The organism is Bacillus sp. PS237 (genome assembly GCF_037963345.1).
GTDB classification, from domain to species: Bacteria; Bacillota; Bacilli; order Bacillales; family Bacillaceae; genus Bacillus; species Bacillus subtilis.
In genome coordinates this window covers 3,188,709-3,206,256 of sequence record NZ_CP150156.1, presented here as the reverse complement: position 1 = coordinate 3,206,256, position 17,548 = coordinate 3,188,709, and the positions used below count along the sequence as shown (strand labels likewise).

Below are 17,548 nucleotides of genomic sequence, written 5' to 3'. Positions count from 1 at the left end.
ATTCGTGAAATGGTCTCTTTTTTCCTTTTAAAAAATAAAAAAGCCTGCAGAAATCTTTCTGCAAGCTTATTGTGAATTAAGCACCCGCCACAGATGATTCATCCTGTAAAGCTTTCTCGGCAGGAACATACTCATAGCCTAGATCTCTTGCTACAGCTTCATAGGTCACGTGTCCGTTTGCGGTGTTTAAACCCGCTCTCAGTGCCGTATTGTCTGCGAGCGCTTTTACTGCCCCTTTGTTCGCGATTTGCAGCGCGTATGGAACAGTAACGTTAGTCAGGGCGATTGTTGATGTACGAGGGACTGCGCCTGGCATGTTCGCTACAGCATAATGCACAACCCCGTGTTTTTCATATGTTGGCTGATCATGTGTTGTGATATGGTCGACAGTTTCGACGATGCCGCCTTGGTCGATCGCTACATCAACAATAACTGAACCGGGTTTCATTTGTTTTACCATTTCCTCAGTGACAAGAGTCGGAGCTTTAGCACCCGGAATTAATACCGCGCAAATGAGGAGATCCGCTTCCGCCACAGCATCAGCAATATTGACCGGATTAGAAATTAACGTTTTAATCTGATGGCCGAAGATGTCATCAAGCTGGCGCAAGCGGTCTGCGTTTAAGTCAATGATCGTCACATCTGCACCGAGGCCGACAGCCATTTTCGCCGCGTTTGTCCCGACAACGCCTCCTCCGATAATTGTTACTTTTCCGCGGGAAACGCCAGGCACCCCGGCAAGCAGAATGCCTTTTCCGCCTTTAGGCTTTTCTAAGAATTGAGCGCCGATTTGCGCTGCCATTCTGCCCGCAACCTCTGACATTGGCGTCAGAAGAGGCAATGTCCGGCCTTCACTGACCGTTTCATATGCGATGGCAGTTACTCCTTTATCCTTCAAGGCCTGTGCAAGCTCAGGCTCAGCTGTTAAATGAAGGTACGTAAACAGCACAAGTCCTTTGCGAAAATAAACATATTCTTCCGGCAGCGGTTCTTTTACTTTCATGACCATTTCGGCGTCCCAGACCTGCTTCGGATCAGCAATGATTTCCGCTCCTGCTGACTCATAGGCTTCATTTTCAAATCCGCTTCCAAGGCCCGCGCCTGTTTCAACCAGCACCCGGTGGCCGTTTGAAATGAGCTGAGAAACGCCCCCGGGTGTTAATGCGACACGGTTTTCATTGTTTTTTATCTCTTTAGGAACCCCTATGATCATATCTGTCTCCTCCTGTATATGTGATATTTTTAGTGTAGCTTGATATTTTGGAAAATTCTTTGTTTGATTAAGAAAATAAAAAAACATGGATTTGTGAAATTTCACAAATCCATGTGCCGAAGTTTGATATCTAAATAGATGGTGAATTTTTGATTCACATTTTTCAAATCAATTTCAGCGATCTGGCTGATCCGCTTGAGTCGGTAATTCAACGTATTAACGTGTATATTTAACAGCTTGGAAGCGGTATTCACGTTGCTGTCCGCTTCAATAAAGCGCTCTAGCGTCTCTACCATATTTGACTGGTGATCCCGGTCATATTGTTCCAGTTTGGAAAGCGAGTAATTATAATGGCCCGCCTGTTTCCGTTTTTCATTTAAGACATCTAAGTATTGATAAATGCCTAACTCAGAAAAGCTGAAAAGATGTTTGGTCTCTTCAGCGAACCGTTCCTTCGTTTTTAAGACGGACAATGCTTCCTGATAGGAGCGGGAGACAAAAGAAATAGAGTTGTATATTCCGCCAAAAGCGATAGAAACGTCTTCTATTTTATACCGCTCCTTCAGCTGTTTTTGCGTACTTAAAGCAAACTGTTTTAAATCTTGAAAAGGATGATCTGTTTTGGGTGAGGTTAATATAATAAGTTCATTGGAATCTACGGTCGCCAGCAGCACGTAAACCTGCTGGGTCGTTTCCTGTAAATATTGCAGCTGCTGTTCGATTTTTTCAGTCAGCTCGCCATTTATGCGGATGATCATAACGGAAAACTCTGAAGGAGCGGCCATTCCAAGCTTATGGAACCCATCCGCCATATCATCCTCCTGATGGATGTGTCCGGTCAGCATTTTCCAGAAAAATTCTTGGCTGCGTTCTTCATTTTTCGTTTTTCTGATTTGAAGTTTGAGAAGCTTGTTTTTCACTGCTTTTGCTGCCATTTGCAATGTCAGCAGATCTTCATCGGACAATGTTTTTTGGATCTCAAGCGCCCATATGAAGCCAAGTACTTGCTTGTTTTTCCAAATCGAAATAGCGACGCGATTGCTCAGCCCGACTTCATCGATTTGCTTGACTCTGATCGGCTGGTCCGTTTTTAAGAGAGCAGGAATTGTCCCGTCTTTCCACAGCTTGTTAATCACCTTCTCCGGTACCCTTCTGCCAATAATGGTAGACGTCCGGGCAGGGTCTGTGCAGTCGCTGTGTGTACTGTAGGCAAGCAGCTTGTGGTTAACATCCTCTATGGTGATCGGGCACCGCAGAACGTCGCTGATATGATCAGCCACATCTTCAAGTCTGTCAAAACTATATTTAAACGGATCATTCGGCATGGTCATAAATCTCCCTACTTTTCGTGCTTGATTTCTCTTTGACATCTCATCCCCTTCCTTTTATTATGATTGTTGTTGTTTGTGAAAATCAACAACAAAGAACAGAAGCAAAAAAACAATTTCATGAGAGAAACGTTCTATATACATTTGGCGGTGTAATCGCCTTTTTGCAGGACAGTGTATGTCTCATATAATACGACAGCTTATCCTATTAATCTTCTAAGAAAGTCATCGGAGGCAAGACTAATTAAGGAAAGAAAAAACTGAACCTTTCAGAAATGGTGCTGTAGCATCAAATTTTCTGAAAGGTTTTTTTTGGGAGTTGGAGAGTTATTTGGGTCTTTTGGATTATTCGGAGAATGAAGAGAAGATTAAGAAAATAAACCTATTTACTTTACAGTATATGTCATTTTTGAGTGATTCGGGGTAAACCATTGGACTCATTTTGTAAAATTAAAACATATTTGTTTGACTATGCCGAAAAACTGTTTTTATAATAATGACGTTCTAAAAATAAGTGAATTAGCCCATATTTAGGCTGATGGCACAGGAGGTAATGAGGAATATGGCAGGATTAATTCGTGTCACACCCGAAGAGCTAAGAGCGATGGCGAAGCAATACGGCGTTGAAAGCCAAGAAGTATTAAATCAGGTTGATCGTTTAAACCGAATGATCTCTGATTTGAAAAGCATGTGGGAAGGTGCTTCAAGCGAAGCGTTCGCAGATCAATACGAGCAGCTCAAACCTTCATTTATCAAAATGTCAGATTTGCTTCAAGATGTGAATCAGCAGCTTGATCAAACAGCAAATACACTTGAGTCTACTGACCAAGACATCGCAAATCAAATCCGCGGATAACAGTATGAAAGGGAAGGAGCGCCTGATTCAAAAGAAGACGGCGCTCTTTCTATGTAAGGGTGATCCTAAATGTATATTGATATTACAATAGATTTGAAACATTATAACGGCAGTGTCTTTGATCTCAGATTGTCAGATTACCACCCGGTGAAAAAAGTAATTGATATTGCTTGGCAGGCCCAAAGCGTATCTATGCCTCCGCGCGAAGGGCACTGGATCAGAGTGGTGAACAAGGATAAGGTGTTTTCCGGAGAATGCAAGCTGTCTGATTGCGGCATTACAAACGGAGACCGGCTTGAAATATTATGAAAGGATCTGGTTGAATGTCAGGTGAACAAAAATCATATTTAGAAAACCAATTAGAAGCTGTTGCCGAGAAAACAGATGCCGGCTATACATTTACCTTTCAACGGGAAAAAATAAAGCTTCTCGACGGTCTTGAAGCTAACGTGATCAAAGATATAAATCCATTTTTTCATAAAGAAATCGATGTGACGGATGATGAAGTAATCATCACAATCCAACCTCCCTCCTCCTATAAAGCATTCCGCTTCATGAAAGCTAAGGATAAAAAAAGTAAATGGCAGTTTGCCTATCAGCTTGTTCAAGCCGTACAGCAGCACAATCTGTCGAGGCTGAATTTGATTGTCGCTCCTGAAAACATTGTATTCGATAAAGGGCTTACGCCTTATTTTCTCCATTATGGAGTAAAAGAAAGCATTCCTCCTTACGAGCGTGATGAGGAAAGAGTATGGCAGGAGCTGAAAGCGGCAGCGGCTTTGGCAGTTGACGGCGCTTTTGCGTTTGAAGACTACCTGAAATTCAATGAAACGCTGACGTTCTCCGCAGAGGCAAAGGCGATATTAGATGCTGAATCCTATGATGATTTGCTCGAGCTGATTCAAACCCATATTGATGAGCTCGAAGCCAAAGCAAAAACATACATACATATCCCGAGAAAGAAGTGGAACATCCAGCGATATATCGGCCTGGGGCTCATTGTTTTGCTTGTACCGGCACTTATTTATTCGATGTACGCCTTATTTTTCGCGCAGCCAAAGCACCAGGCGATAGTGGACAGCAACCGTGCGTTCTTAAACAAGCAGTACAGTGAAGTCATCAGCACACTGTCCAAGTACGATGCGGAAAGCCTGCCTGAATCGGTGCAGTATCAGCTGGCGACGTCCTATGTTGAGGTCGAAAACCTGGGGAGTGCAAAAACCAAAAATATAGAAAATAATTTAGTCACCCTTCAATCAGACCCTCAGCATTTCTTATATTGGATTGATTATGGTCGAGGAGAATACAAAGAAGCGATCAGTATCGGCCGTAAGCTGGAATACAATGATTATATTTACTTTGCCCTAGCTAAATATAAACAGCAGCTTTTATCTGAGGATACAAATGATGAAGACATACAAAAAGAACTTGATTCAGTAAATAGTGAGCTTGAAAAAGCCCAAAAAGAACGTCAAGAAAATAAACAGTCTAATTCTGAAACATCGTTAGTCGATACAAGCGAAGAACAGACACAAACAGACGAAGAAAAACAAGCAGAAGAGAAAGCGGCAGAAGAAAAAGCCGCAGCCGAGGAAAAAGCGAAAAAAGAAGAACAGAAGGAAAAAGAAGACGAGAAAAAAGAAACAGAAAAGAAAGATGAGAAAAAAGATGACAAATAACGTGAGACATGAAGCGCAGGTCATCGCATGCTGCCATTCGGCCGTAAGGGGGTTCGCCATTTGAGTCTATTATGGGTTTTTTACCAAAATAACGTTCAAAAATTAAATCTGTCTAACCTCCCGTCGTCTCATCCGGTGACCATAGGGCCTGATGTGAAGGATTCTGTTACGATCAGCACCATTCCATTTAATAGCGGAGTGATTTCTCTTAAAAGAAAGGAATCCGGCGGCCAATACGAAGTTTTCCTGGGAAATGATTGTCTCGGCACGATTGAGACGGATATATCATTTACTCTCCAAACGGATCAGCAGGATATACGCTTGATATTGACGGGCAGTGAACCTGAGAAATCCGTTTATTTTACGGGAAATCGGGATGAAATTGTATGTTCCTCAGAAAAAACGAATGCAGATATTTATCTGAATCCGCAAGATTTTGCATTTGCAGAACAAAGCACGTTTTCTTTGCTCCGTGCAGGCGGCAGCTGGTCGGTCCGCCCTGAAAGCGGAACGATCTTCTTGAACGGAGAGAAAATCAACGCCAATACGCCGCTCAAGCCGGGGGATGAAATATTCTGGAACTTCACGCAAATGAGGGTGACGGAACAAGACCTTTTAGAAATTGTTCATTATGCCCAGTTTGAAACAGCGTTAACAGAAACGGTCAAACCGAGTACAGAGATGCAGAAAAAATATCCGCAGTACAGAAGAACGCCGCGGATGGTATACGATCTGCCGGATGACCGCGTTTCTTTCAGTTTTCCCTCTCAGGAGAGCGATCAAACCAACAGAGGGCTGTGGCTCGTCATCCTGCCTCCGCTTGTGATGCTGATCGTGATGGGCGTAGTTGCCATCATCCAGCCGCGCGGCATATTTATACTCGTTTCTTTGGCGATGTTTATGATGACTCTCATTACCTCGACAGTGCAATATTTCCGTGATAAAAACCAGCGGAAAAAACGCGAGGAAAAACGGGAGCGTGTATATAAGCTTTACTTAGACAATAAGCGGAAAGAGCTTCAGGCACTTGCTGAAAAGCAAAAGCAGGTTCTTGAATTTCACTTTCCTTCATTTGAACAAATGAAATACTTAACAAGTGAAATCAGTGACCGGATCTGGGAAAAATCACTTGAAAGCAAGGATTATCTCCAGCTGCGGCTTGGGACGGGAACAGTTCCGTCAAGCTATGAAATCAATATGAGTGGCGGAGACTTGGCGAATCGTGATATCGATGACCTCATGGAGAAATCGCAGCACATGCAACGCGTCTATAAAGATATCCGTAATGCGCCGGTGACGGTCGATTTGGCAGAAGGTCCGATGGGGCTTGTCGGTAAATCACAAATTGTGAAAAATGAGATTCACCAGCTAATCGGACAGCTGTCGTTCTTTAACAGCTATCACGATTTGCGTTTCGTATTTATTTTTCATGAAGAAGAGTATAAAGACTGGGAGTGGATGAAGTGGCTTCCGCAATTTCAAATGCCCCATATTTATGCAAAAGGATTTATTTATAATGAGCAAACCCGAGATCAGCTCCTGTCTTCACTTTACGAATTGATCAGAGAGCGTGATCTCGAAGATGACAAAGAAAAACTGCAGTTCAAACCGCATTTTGTATTTGTCATCACGAATCAGCAGCTGATCTCTGAGCATGTCATTCTCGAATATTTAGAAGGGCAGCATGAGCATCTGGGCATCTCGACAATTGTCGCTGCAGAAACAAAGGAAAGCTTGTCGGAAAACATTACAACTCTTGTCCGCTACATTAATGAGCATGAAGGCGACATTTTAATACAAAAGAAAAAAGCGGTAAGAATTCCGTTCCGTCTCGATCATCATCAGCGTGAGGATAACGAACGGTTTTCACGCACACTGCGGACGCTGAACCACCAGGTCGGCATTACGAATTCCATTCCGGAAACGGTATCGTTCCTGGAGCTTTTTCATGCGAAGGAAGTAAAAGAAATCGGCATTCAGCAAAGATGGCTGACAAGTGAATCGTCGAAGTCGCTGTCAGTGCCGATCGGCTATAAAGGGAAAGATGACATTGTGTATCTGAACCTTCACGAAAAAGCACACGGTCCGCACGGCTTGCTTGCGGGGACAACGGGATCAGGGAAAAGTGAATTTCTCCAGACCTACATCTTGTCACTTGCAGTGCATTTTCATCCGCATGAAGCGGCTTTCTTACTAATTGACTATAAAGGCGGAGGAATGGCGCAGCCGTTCCGTAACATTCCCCACCTCCTCGGCACGATCACAAATATTGAAGGAAGCAAAAACTTCAGTATGCGTGCGCTTGCTTCCATTAAAAGCGAGCTAAAAAAAAGGCAGCGCCTGTTTGACCAGTATCAAGTCAATCACATCAATGACTATACAAAGCTATACAAGCAAGGGAAAGCAGAAGTGGCGATGCCTCACTTGTTCTTAATTTCTGATGAGTTTGCCGAGCTGAAAAGCGAGGAGCCTGATTTTATCAGGGAGCTTGTCAGTGCCGCGCGTATCGGACGAAGCCTCGGCGTTCATTTGATTTTGGCGACACAGAAGCCAGGCGGCATCATCGACGACCAGATCTGGAGTAACTCGCGCTTTAAAGTAGCGCTCAAGGTCCAGGATGCCACCGACAGTAAAGAAATTTTGAAAAACAGCGATGCCGCAAACATTACCGTAACAGGCCGCGGCTATTTGCAGGTCGGAAACAATGAAGTGTATGAGCTGTTCCAATCTGCATGGAGCGGGGCGCCTTACTTAGAGGAAGTCTACGGTACCGAGGATGAAATCGCGATCGTCACAGATACGGGTCTGATCCCGCTTTCTGAGGTTGATACCGAAGATAACGCGAAAAAAGACGTTCAAACCGAAATCGAAGCTGTAGTTGACGAAATTGAACGCATCCAAGATGAAATGGGAATCGAGAAGCTGCCAAGCCCTTGGCTGCCGCCGCTTGCGGAACGTATTCCGCGCACTCTTTTCCCTTCAAACGAAAAAGACCATTTCCACTTTGCGTATGTCGATGAACCTGATCTGCAAAGACAGGCGCCAATTGCTTATAAGATGATGGAAGATGGAAATATCGGCATCTTCGGCTCTTCGGGCTACGGAAAATCGATTGCAGCCGCAACGTTCCTGATGAGTTTTGCGGACGTATACACACCTGAAGAGCTTCATGTCTATATCTTTGATTTCGGAAACGGAACGCTGCTGCCATTAGCGAAGCTCCCGCATACCGCGGATTACTTCCTGATGGACCAGTCAAGGAAAATTGAAAAGTTCATGATTCGCATCAAAGAAGAAATTGACCGCCGTAAACGTTTGTTCCGGGAAAAAGAAATCAGCCACATCAAAATGTACAATGCGCTGAGCGAAGAAGAGCTTCCATTCATTTTTATCACCATTGACAACTTTGACATTGTCAAGGATGAGATGCATGAGCTTGAATCGGAATTTGTCCAGCTTTCCAGAGACGGACAAAGCTTGGGTATCTACTTTATGCTGACAGCAACGCGGGTGAATGCTGTCCGCCAGTCATTGTTAAATAACTTGAAAACAAAGATTGTCCATTATCTCATGGATCAATCAGAAGGATATTCCATTTACGGCCGTCCGAAATTCAATCTTGAGCCGATTCCGGGACGCGTCATCATTCAAAAGGAAGAGCTTTATTTCGCGCAAATGTTCCTGCCTGTTGACGCCGATGATGATATCGGCATGTTCAACGAGCTGAAATCAGACGTACAGAAACTTCAAGGGCGATTTGCTTCAATGGAGCAGCCGGCACCGATTCCGATGCTGCCTGAGAGCTTGTCGACGAGAGAATTGTCTATCCGCTTCAAGCTGGAACGCAAGCCTTTATCTGTACCGATCGGGCTTCATGAAGAAACAGTCAGCCCAGTCTATTTTGATTTGGGCAAGCATAAGCACTGCCTGATTTTAGGCCAAACTCAGCGCGGGAAAACAAACGTCCTAAAAGTCATGCTTGAACATCTGATTGATGATGAAACCGAAATGATCGGCCTGTTTGACTCGATTGACCGCGGCTTATCTCATTATGCGAAGGAATCAGATGTTTCATATTTGGAAACGAAAGAAGATATTGAGCAGTGGATTGAAACAGCAGAAGACATTTTCAAAACAAGAGAAGCCATGTATGTAGAAGCCGTCCGCCAAGGAGACGCACAAAATCTGCGATTCTCACAAGTCGTGCTGATGATTGACGGGATAACGAGATTCCAGCAGACGATTGATACGAGAATACAAGATCGTCTCGCTAACTTCATGAAATCATACGCTCATCTTGGGTTCAGCTTTATCCCGGGCGGAAACCACAGCGAATTCTCAAAAGGCTATGACTCCTTGACGACTGAGATGAAGCAAATCCGCCACGCGATTCTGCTGATGAAAAAGTCTGAGCAAAATGTCATTCCTCTCCCGTACCAAAGACAGGAGCCTGAGATTCAGCCGGGCTTCGGATATGTTGTGGAAAACGGGAAGGAGCAAAAAGTTCAAATTCCTTTATGTTCTGCTGAAAGGGAGAGTGCTAGATGACAGAACAACGAAAAAGCTTGATCAAGTTAATATCCGCCGTCATCATCATTTTGCTGCTGCCGGTGTTGTTTTTCCGATTTATCGGAGACGACCCAACGAAAAAAGCAGTCAATTCTACCCGGCAAATCGCGGTGGTGAATGAAGACACAGGCGTATTGAGTGATGAGGTAAAGTCTGATGAAGAGGACAAATCCGCCCAGTTCGGCAAGGAAGTAGCGGCCGTTCTGGGTGAACGTCCTGATTATTCGTGGACGGTCGTAAACCGAAGCGCGGCCGAGACCGGTCTCGCTTCAAAGAAATACGATGCGATTGTCTACATTCCCTCAGACTTCTCAAAAAACATTTTGAGCTATGACAAAGACCATCCTCAAAAGGCAACGCTCGAATTCAGCATTCAAGATAACCTGAATGCGGTTAACAAAGAAAAAGTTCAGCGTGAGCTTGAGGATGCCCAAAAGACAATGAACAAAAAAATGTCGGCCTTATACTGGAATTTTGTTTCGCAAAAAGTGGACAACATCAGAGGAGAATTTGACAAGATCGTCAATAAAGAATCTGAATTCCAGAATGTCATGTACAACTTTTACAAACCAAGCTCTAATGATTTAGCAGGTGAAATCAAACAGCAAAAAGACTTAATCGATGAGCTGAAGAAATCAATGAATGAAGCGCAAGGCACGACAAAAGAAAAAGCTTCTACGGCGGAGGAAGCCAAAAACACGCTGAAAGAATTCATTGATACAGTTGAAAGGTACAAAGAATATCAAGAGAATCAGAAAAAGCTGCTTTTGGCAGCCCAGGATTCAACACAGCAGCAAATCCGGACAGGTCTGGATGCCATCCAGGCACAGCAAAAGGCGAATCAGTTCAGCGAACGCATGAGCGGATTGGCAACCGGGATCGGCCAAGCGAAGACACAAATAGGACTGACAAACCTTGCGTTGAACAATGCTGAAAAGTTAAGGCAAAATCAAGTGCCATTGCAAGAAATGGGTATGAAAAAAATTGAGAATGACATGTTTAATGCATTTCTATCTCGATATAAAAGTCAATATGAAGCTATTAAATATCAAAATTTAAATCAATTGCAAGAGAATATCGGGAAGAACCGCCTTAGTTTACTTAAACCTAAGGAAAGCGACGAAAAGGAAGATGGAGAAGACACATCTGATAATAAAGATGACACAGATAAGGAAGATATTGAAGATATAAAATTGGATTTAGAGAAGCAGCGGGATGAGCTCAAAAATGTTGCAACTGAAATTAAAGATATCTCTGAAGGGTTAAAAGAACCTGAACAAGAAAAACCAACAACACCCGATGCTGAAGAACCATCAACCGATGATTCTCCTAATACTGAAGAACCGTCGAATGATATTCCAACATCCGATGATCAGCCAACAAATGAAGATACTGGCTCATCAGAAGAGGGTACTCAAGATAATGGATCACAAAATGATGTTCAAACTAACATTGAAACGGGACAAAAACATCAAGAATCTTCAAAAAACGTTCCTGAACAAGATACAAACACGGAGAATACAGGAACCTCTAAAACAGATTTCTCTTTGATTGAACTCGCAGATGAAAACGATGGCTCAAATCAAAGTGATGGGCTACAGGGTGACGGAGCTGACGGTGAAACTGATATTTCAGGTGCAAAAAAACGTCTGAACGAAGCAGCGATAAAATTAGAGGAAATAGAAAATGCACTTCAAGAAAAACAAGAGGAACATAACAACAAACTAGAGAAACATATTGATGAGTTAAATCAAGAAATTAAAGAGTTAAATAAAACAGTTTCAAAATTAAATGATCAAATTGGTGACTTAACAAAAAAGTTGGTTGATTTTGATAATAATGTCAATGATGCTTATAGGTTAATATACAATTTGGAAGACGAAATAATACAAACTTTGCAGAGTAGAGGCTATATAGATCAGAAAGAAAAACTAAGTTCAATTTTTTCAAGTAGAATTGAAACTGATAATATTTCTAACTTGATGAAGTATTACAACTCTTTAAATTTATATAAGTCTACGCTAAATGATAATCTGGATCTAGGCTCTTTGACTATTATTAAAGGTGAAGTCATCCAAGAGCAAGATGGCAACGTCCAATCAGTCCTGGCTCTCACACCTGAAGAATCAGCCAGCTGGGAAGCTCTCAAAAACAACACGATGCAAACAGATGAGGATATTAACAGCTTCATCGACGGCATGACCAAATTTGCGGACGACTACAGCGGCTATATCCGTGACTCTCAAGCAGGTGTTCTCGACGAACTGACGAAAATCTCTGAAAGTGCCGCAAAAGCGTCAGAACAGCTTGTAACGGGCGCAACACAGGAATCTGCGACGTTCAGCAACGATGGGCTGTCTGGTACCATGGCACTGAGTGTCCAAGATACGGTCGGCCAGGAAGTGCTGCAAATGTCAGACATGATGGGTTCATTGTCTGATCGCCAGTCCGGCATCATTGATTACACAACCAACATGCAGCAAAGCGTTAATGATGTTCAAGCGAAAGCCGACACCTTAAACAACAACTGGGGGAAAAATGTCGCCTCCACGAAACTCGTGCGAAATGACGTATACGGCATACTCGGAAATACATTAGTAGACGGGCAAAACAATGGCTATGTATATGATTACTTAGCGAATCCGCTTAAAATCAGCGGAGAGGTTCCGGAAGAAAAAATTCAGACGGTACCTCCGGTTGTCATCCTTGTCATTGTGTTGATCAGCAGTCTGTTAATCGGCTATTTCAGCTCGTATTACCAAAACGCACCGCTTCTCGTCAAAGGAGCGTTATTCGGAATTCTGAATATCCTTGTCGGACTTATGATCAGCTTGTTCGGCTTGAATATTTATTCACTGCCGGACGATCAGACGATTAAGTGGTCGGTGTTTACGATTCTATTGCTGGTCGCAAGCTCTGCCTTCATCCGGACGGCATTCAGATTCGGATCAATCCCTGGCTGGGTTGCTTCAGCAGCAATGATCCTATTCTATGTCGCACCGCTTATTGATTTGATCATGCCGAACTTTACATTTGAAGATCCGGTTTCGAAAGTATATATCGACATCCAGTACGGTACTGGGCACTTGTTTACAATGGGAATAACAGTTCTGCTGATCATTACGGTGATTGCCGTGGCTCTGCCGCTGATTATCCGGTTGATGGCTGAACACACAGCAGAAAGCGATGAAACGTATGAAGCGTGATCGCAGCATGGAAAAGGGGATCATGATTTGTATGCTCTCCTTTTCCCTTTTCATACCCTCTGCAGCGGCTGCCCAAACTGAAGAAAATACAGATGTCGCGCCAAACCAGTATGAGAAAAAAGACATCGAAATCGATACGAATTATTTGCATGAAGATACCTACTATGAAGAAAAAACAGAACTGCCTGAGGAACAAAAGGATATCACTTTTGATAAACCGAAGGACAAGGACGCCGAGCTGATAAAAGATTTGTTTACATCAACAAATGCCGAGGATTCCAACACGATTGCGGCCCAGTCGAAACAGCTTGGAATTACTTTTGCTGAAAAACCAATGACAAAGACATCATCAACGGAAACAGAAGATGAACAAGAAACATCATCATTGCTGCTGCCGATGATCTATGTCGTACTGATCCTGCTCGGAATTGCAGGCATCGTGTTCCTCATCCCAAAAGTCACAGCGCAGGAAAACAAGAAGGCGTAGGCCGCGTGCTTGTGTTGTGTAAAAGAGGTGCCGTACAATAATAACGGAAAAGGAGGTTTCCAATGGAACTTTATATCATCACCGGAGCGTCAAAAGGGCTGGGTCAAGCCATTGCATTACAGGCTTTAGAAAAGGGGCATGAAGTCCATGCCTTATCCAGAACGAAAACAGATGTCTCTCACAAAAAACTAACGCAGCATCAAATAGACCTCATCAATCTCGAAGAAGCTGAACAGCAATTTGAAACATTGCTCTCATCCATCGATTCAGATCGTTATTCTGGTATTACCCTTATTAATAACGCCGGAATGGTAACGCCGATCAAACGTGCCGGCGAAGCGTCTCTTGACGAGCTTCAGCGCCATTATCAGCTGAACCTGACTGCGCCCGTGCTTTTGAGTCAGCTGTTTACAAAACGGTTTGCTTCATACAGCGGCAAAAAGACGGTTGTCAACATTACTTCAGGAGCCGCCAAAAATCCATATAAGGGATGGAGCGCGTATTGCAGTTCAAAAGCCGGGCTCGACATGTTTACGAGGACATTCGGATTTGAACAGGAGGATGAAGAGCTGCCGGTGAACATGATTTCGTTCTCACCTGGAGTGATGGACACTGAGATGCAGGCCGTCATCCGTTCTTCATCGAAAAAGGATTTCCACCACATTGAACGATTCCGGAAATTAAATGAAACAGGAAGCCTTCGCAGTCCGGACTTTATTGCCGGCACGCTGCTTTCTTTACTAGAAAAAGGGACGGAAAACGGCCGCATTTATGATATTAAAGAGTTTTTGTAGAGCAGATATTTTCTGCTCTTTTTTTTATACAAAAGGCTGCAGCCAGCGCATTTTATTGAACAGCCGCATATACTGACTGAAACGTTGCTTTTAGGGTATAACAATGATGATAAGAAGATCAAAATGATGTGACATAAGAATTGAGTTTCTCTGCAAATTATGTTAGGATTCTAAAAATATCTAAAGGAGGGGTTTCCATGAGAAAGGTTACATTAATGGATGTTTTCACCCATCCAATTGCACAAAAATATCTTCAGCGTTCCGGCGTGGCACATGCGATTGCCTGCGCTTATCATGCATACAGGCTGTCTGTGAAGGCTGACATTAATCCTGATTTAGCAGCAAAAGCGGCACTGCTTCATGACATTGGCCATTATGAATGGTATACAGACGGAAAGTGGGATTATGAGAAATACAAAAGAAATGACATTCATGCCATTAAAGGGGCGGAACGGGCGCATAAACTTCTGATTCGGCTTGGCGAGGAACCGAAAGCAGCAAAAGAGATTGCACTAGCCATTTTGCTTCATACAGATTCCTATTTGCCTGAAGGCGAATTAGATAAAAACACACTGCAGCAGATTGTCAAAAAAGCGGACGAACTGGATGAAGAGCCGGGCGGCCACCATCATTACCGCCAAATTGATCCTTCAACCGCACGAAAAAAAATAGAAAAGCTGGACCAATTAATCGACCAAGCCCAGGCATCCGTGATAAAGCCTGTATAAGTACGGAACAGCGCCAGCTTTCTTCGCTGTCTCCGCTTCATCGATACTTCCTTTACACCCGCCTCCAAACGTATTCTCCTAAAATCTCCGCACCCCTTTGTTTTATCAGGTAAGCCTGTGTCATTATCCATAAGCGCGGCATAAGCTGAGATAAAACACACAAAGGGGATAAAAGTATGGTCAACCAAGGTAGTCCGCAACTGGTCTCTTTAGTCGATCCTTATGTCTATCAGACCATTAAAAAGCTCATCGGCTCAAGGTTCGTTATACAGACAGTACGAGATACGGTCAGAGGCAGACTGATCGATGTAAAACCTGACCATATCACAATTGAAGGAGCCCGAAATTCTGTTTGTTTGATCAGAATCCAGCACATGATTTCCGTCACCCCAGATTACAGTGAGCGGGTCTAACAGTGCTTGCGCATGAAAAATAGGCGTACAACAGGACGTCCTATTTTTCAGTTAAGCGCTGTAAAAACGCACTATGATACATTGTTCCATCAAGGTCAAAGCCGGCAAATTCCTGATAGTCACCATCTGAAAAACAGAAAGTGACACGGTACACCGTATAGCAGGAACGGACTGAAGCATGCTGGCAGACCCGAAAATGATAACCGTCTGAATCTTTTACATACAGCCGGGATTTCCCGGCAAATGGGGCACAGAGGTGTGCTGCCTCACCAAAACATTCGAATCCGGCGATTTTGCCATCTTGGCTGATATCCAGCAGGAGACAATCATTGACTCTGAGCTCCTCAGTCCGTACATTCCTGTTCTTTTTCGGAGGAAGAACATAGATATAAGCCAGTTCTGAATCTGTATCGTATGTCACGGCCTTCATCACCAACACTCCTTTCATTATATTAAGAGTTCTGATATGAGTTCATTTTTGTTACAATGATGGGGTATAAGTTCTTTTATCTGACAGACAAAGAAAAACTAGGAGGAACAAAGCTTGTTGAAATCAAAAGTCCATTTTTGGACATTGCAGATTTTATTTGTTTTGCTGATTATTTTTGTAGCAACAAAAGTTTCATTTGTATTTCAGCCGTTTATTGTTTTTATCTCGACATTGTTTTTCCCGATGCTAATTGCGGGAATTTTGTATTTCATATTTAATCCGGTCGTCCGCCTGCTTGAGAAAAAAATTCCGCGGACATTATCCATTCTATTGATCTATTTACTGTTTATCGGTTTGCTTGCCTTTATTTCAGCGTCAGTCGGACCTATCATCACCGCACAGGTGACAGGGCTGTTTAACAACCTTCCTGATTATATAAAACAGATTCAGGCGCTGACAAAGGATTTGTCCCATTCTCAATGGTTTACCTGGATGATGAACCAGGATTATGTATCGATATCAAAAATTGAACAGTCATTGACAAGTTTTCTCCAAAACCTGCCGCAAAATATCACGTCCAGTTTATCTGCGGTGTTTGGTGTCGTGACAAACATCACGCTTGTTATTATTACTGTTCCATTTATCCTTTTTTACATGCTGAAAGACGGACACCGCTTTCCGCATTTGGCAGTAAAAATTCTACCGGCTTCTTATCGGACAGAAGGCTTAAAGATTTTTAAAGATTTATCCGATACGCTTGCGGCATATTTCCAGGGGCAGCTGTTAATCTGTCTTTTTGTCGGAACAGCGTGTTTTATCGGCTATTTAATTGCCGGACTGCCGTATGCCCTGATTCTTGGGATTGTCATGGCGATTACCAATATCATTCCCTATGTCGGGCCTTTTCTCGGTGCCGCGCCGGCTGTCATTGTCGGTTTTATGGACTCGCCGGCCAAAGCGCTGTTTGCGATTATTGTGGTCGTCATCGTTCAGCAGCTGGACGGAAACCTGCTGTCTCCTCTTGTGATCGGAAAGCGGCTGAATACCCATCCGCTTACGATTATTTTGCTATTAATCGGAGCGGGAAGCTTCGGCGGAATTCTCGGCATGATTTTAGCGGTGCCGGTTTATGCGGTAGTGAAGGCGTTCTTCCTGAATATTGTCCGCTTGATCAAGCTGCGCCAGCGGTCACGACTCGAGGAAAACGCAAAGCCAGCTGAATAGGCGGGCACCATTATCGGCTCCTTGCATATGATGCTGTAAATCAATGCGGAGGTGGGGAAATGCCTGCAATTGTGGGGCCGATTTATATCATGTCAGTTACGGATAATGCCGCGGCAAGCTTTGGAGACGTATTTGCGATTTCGCCCAAAAGCGTCGCTCATTCAGGGGCGGGGTCAGGCACATTTCAGCTTGGTGATTTTGTGAAGATTAACAACCAAACGAGTAAAACTCTCTTCAAAGATGCCGATATCACTGATGAAACAGTTTCGTTTAACGGGTAACAGCCTTTTCACAAGAGGCTGTTGCTTTTTTATTGTATAATATGGGTAGTCTTTGAATAGAGAGGTCATGTTATGAAAATCAGAAAAGCAAATATCAATACGCAAACCGGAATGATCACGGACGTGTATCTGCATGAAAACAGAAAAGAACTGCGCACGCTTGTAGCGGTACCGCAGCTGGAGTGGAGCACGATCATTTCCTATGAAGAAGATAAAGCAACTCTGCCTGAACGGCTGGAAGCGTCGTTGCGCCGGCATACAGAGGAAACCCCTGCTGGTGAGCTGGCCAAAAAAATCATTCATTGGGTAACAGAAATGTAAACGGCGCTTGAAAGTTTAG

Annotated in this window: 15 protein-coding genes; 12 read left to right on the top strand and 3 right to left on the bottom strand. The window is 43.5% G+C overall.

The window, feature by feature from the left end; genetic code table 11:
* Positions 1-76: 76 nt before the first annotated feature.
* Both ald and adeR read right to left on the bottom strand, forming a co-directional pair.
* Positions 77-1,213, bottom strand: a complete 1,137-nt coding sequence (gene ald, locus NST22_RS16715) for an alanine dehydrogenase (protein WP_339232934.1) — start codon at positions 1,211-1,213, stop codon at positions 77-79.
* A 101-nt stretch (positions 1,214-1,314) separates the two neighbouring features.
* The gene (adeR, locus tag NST22_RS16710; protein ID WP_010886604.1) at positions 1,315-2,583 is read right to left on the bottom strand and encodes a sporulation transcriptional activator AdeR; all 1,269 of its coding nucleotides are present in this window, start codon (positions 2,581-2,583) and stop codon (positions 1,315-1,317) included.
* Between the two features lie 520 nt (positions 2,584-3,103).
* Here adeR and NST22_RS16705 point away from each other — a divergent pair.
* The 9 genes from NST22_RS16705 (at position 3,104) to NST22_RS16665 (ending at position 15,273) form a co-directional block, all read left to right on the top strand.
* Positions 3,104-3,397: a WXG100 family type VII secretion target gene (locus NST22_RS16705; RefSeq protein WP_003220661.1), complete on the top strand. Its 294-nt coding sequence runs from the start codon at positions 3,104-3,106 to the stop codon at positions 3,395-3,397.
* A 69-nt stretch (positions 3,398-3,466) separates the two neighbouring features.
* Positions 3,467-3,706, top strand: coding sequence for an ESX secretion system protein YukD (yukD, locus tag NST22_RS16700; RefSeq protein ID WP_003228763.1), 240 nt, complete (start codon positions 3,467-3,469; stop codon positions 3,704-3,706).
* 14 nt (positions 3,707-3,720) lie between these two features.
* Positions 3,721-5,076 (top strand): type VII secretion protein EssB, encoded by a 1,356-nt coding sequence (essB, locus tag NST22_RS16695; protein WP_003243575.1) that lies wholly within the window; start codon positions 3,721-3,723, stop codon positions 5,074-5,076.
* A 60-nt stretch (positions 5,077-5,136) separates the two neighbouring features.
* Complete coding sequence (gene essC, locus NST22_RS16690; protein WP_003243866.1) at positions 5,137-9,624, top strand: type VII secretion protein EssC; 4,488 nt, start codon at positions 5,137-5,139, stop codon at positions 9,622-9,624.
* The gene (gene esaA / locus NST22_RS16685; protein WP_003244105.1) at positions 9,621-12,851 is read left to right on the top strand and encodes a type VII secretion protein EsaA; all 3,231 of its coding nucleotides are present in this window, start codon (positions 9,621-9,623) and stop codon (positions 12,849-12,851) included. Before essC ends, esaA begins: the two co-directional genes overlap by 4 nt.
* 31 nt (positions 12,852-12,882) lie before the next feature.
* Positions 12,883-13,338, top strand: a complete 456-nt coding sequence (gene essA, locus NST22_RS16680; protein WP_010886603.1) for a type VII secretion protein EssA — start codon at positions 12,883-12,885, stop codon at positions 13,336-13,338.
* Positions 13,339-13,400: 62 nt separating this feature from the next.
* The gene (locus tag NST22_RS16675; protein ID WP_003244421.1) at positions 13,401-14,132 is read left to right on the top strand and encodes a (S)-benzoin forming benzil reductase; all 732 of its coding nucleotides are present in this window, start codon (positions 13,401-13,403) and stop codon (positions 14,130-14,132) included.
* Positions 14,133-14,329: 197 nt separating this feature from the next.
* Positions 14,330-14,860: an HD domain-containing protein gene (locus tag NST22_RS16670; RefSeq protein WP_003244444.1), complete on the top strand. Its 531-nt coding sequence runs from the start codon at positions 14,330-14,332 to the stop codon at positions 14,858-14,860.
* A gap of 176 nt (positions 14,861-15,036) precedes the next feature.
* Positions 15,037-15,273, top strand: coding sequence for a YuzF family protein (locus tag NST22_RS16665; RefSeq protein WP_003220677.1), 237 nt, complete (start codon positions 15,037-15,039; stop codon positions 15,271-15,273).
* 40 nt (positions 15,274-15,313) lie between these two features.
* Here NST22_RS16665 and NST22_RS16660 read toward each other — a convergent pair whose 3' ends face one another.
* Positions 15,314-15,703: a DUF2283 domain-containing protein gene (locus tag NST22_RS16660; protein ID WP_003243066.1), complete on the bottom strand. Its 390-nt coding sequence runs from the start codon at positions 15,701-15,703 to the stop codon at positions 15,314-15,316.
* A 114-nt stretch (positions 15,704-15,817) separates the two neighbouring features.
* Here NST22_RS16660 and NST22_RS16655 point away from each other — a divergent pair, with 114 nt between their 5' ends.
* The 3 genes from NST22_RS16655 to NST22_RS16645 all read left to right on the top strand — a co-directional run bounded on the left by NST22_RS16655 (position 15,818) and on the right by NST22_RS16645 (position 17,529).
* Positions 15,818-16,927, top strand: coding sequence for an AI-2E family transporter (locus tag NST22_RS16655; protein WP_003243652.1), 1,110 nt, complete (start codon positions 15,818-15,820; stop codon positions 16,925-16,927).
* A gap of 59 nt (positions 16,928-16,986) precedes the next feature.
* Positions 16,987-17,208, top strand: coding sequence for a spore germination protein (locus NST22_RS16650; RefSeq protein ID WP_003242933.1), 222 nt, complete (start codon positions 16,987-16,989; stop codon positions 17,206-17,208).
* A gap of 72 nt (positions 17,209-17,280) precedes the next feature.
* On the top strand, positions 17,281-17,529 hold the full coding sequence (locus NST22_RS16645) for a YueH family protein (RefSeq protein WP_003228783.1): 249 nt from the start codon (positions 17,281-17,283) through the stop codon (positions 17,527-17,529).
* Positions 17,530-17,548: the final 19 nt, after the last annotated feature.

Excerpts from the sequence above, each read along its gene's own strand:
- yukD (WP_003228763.1), top strand. The coding sequence starts at position 3,467 with ATGTATATTGATATTACAATAGATTTGAAACATTATAACGGCAGTGTC.
- NST22_RS16665 (WP_003220677.1), top strand. The coding sequence starts at position 15,037 with ATGGTCAACCAAGGTAGTCCGCAACTGGTCTCTTTAGTCGATCCTTAT.
- essA (WP_010886603.1), top strand. The coding sequence starts at position 12,883 with ATGCTCTCCTTTTCCCTTTTCATACCCTCTGCAGCGGCTGCCCAAACT.
- NST22_RS16650 (WP_003242933.1), top strand. The coding sequence starts at position 16,987 with ATGCCTGCAATTGTGGGGCCGATTTATATCATGTCAGTTACGGATAAT.
- NST22_RS16705 (WP_003220661.1), top strand. The coding sequence starts at position 3,104 with ATGGCAGGATTAATTCGTGTCACACCCGAAGAGCTAAGAGCGATGGCG.
- adeR (WP_010886604.1), bottom strand. The coding sequence starts at position 2,583 with ATGTCAAAGAGAAATCAAGCACGAAAAGTAGGGAGATTTATGACCATG.
- NST22_RS16670 (WP_003244444.1), top strand. The coding sequence starts at position 14,330 with ATGAGAAAGGTTACATTAATGGATGTTTTCACCCATCCAATTGCACAA.
- NST22_RS16660 (WP_003243066.1), bottom strand. The coding sequence starts at position 15,703 with ATGAAGGCCGTGACATACGATACAGATTCAGAACTGGCTTATATCTAT.
- NST22_RS16675 (WP_003244421.1), top strand. The coding sequence starts at position 13,401 with ATGGAACTTTATATCATCACCGGAGCGTCAAAAGGGCTGGGTCAAGCC.
- essB (WP_003243575.1), top strand. The coding sequence starts at position 3,721 with ATGTCAGGTGAACAAAAATCATATTTAGAAAACCAATTAGAAGCTGTT.
- esaA (WP_003244105.1), top strand. The coding sequence starts at position 9,621 with ATGACAGAACAACGAAAAAGCTTGATCAAGTTAATATCCGCCGTCATC.
- NST22_RS16645 (WP_003228783.1), top strand. The coding sequence starts at position 17,281 with ATGAAAATCAGAAAAGCAAATATCAATACGCAAACCGGAATGATCACG.
- ald (WP_339232934.1), bottom strand. The coding sequence starts at position 1,213 with ATGATCATAGGGGTTCCTAAAGAGATAAAAAACAATGAAAACCGTGTC.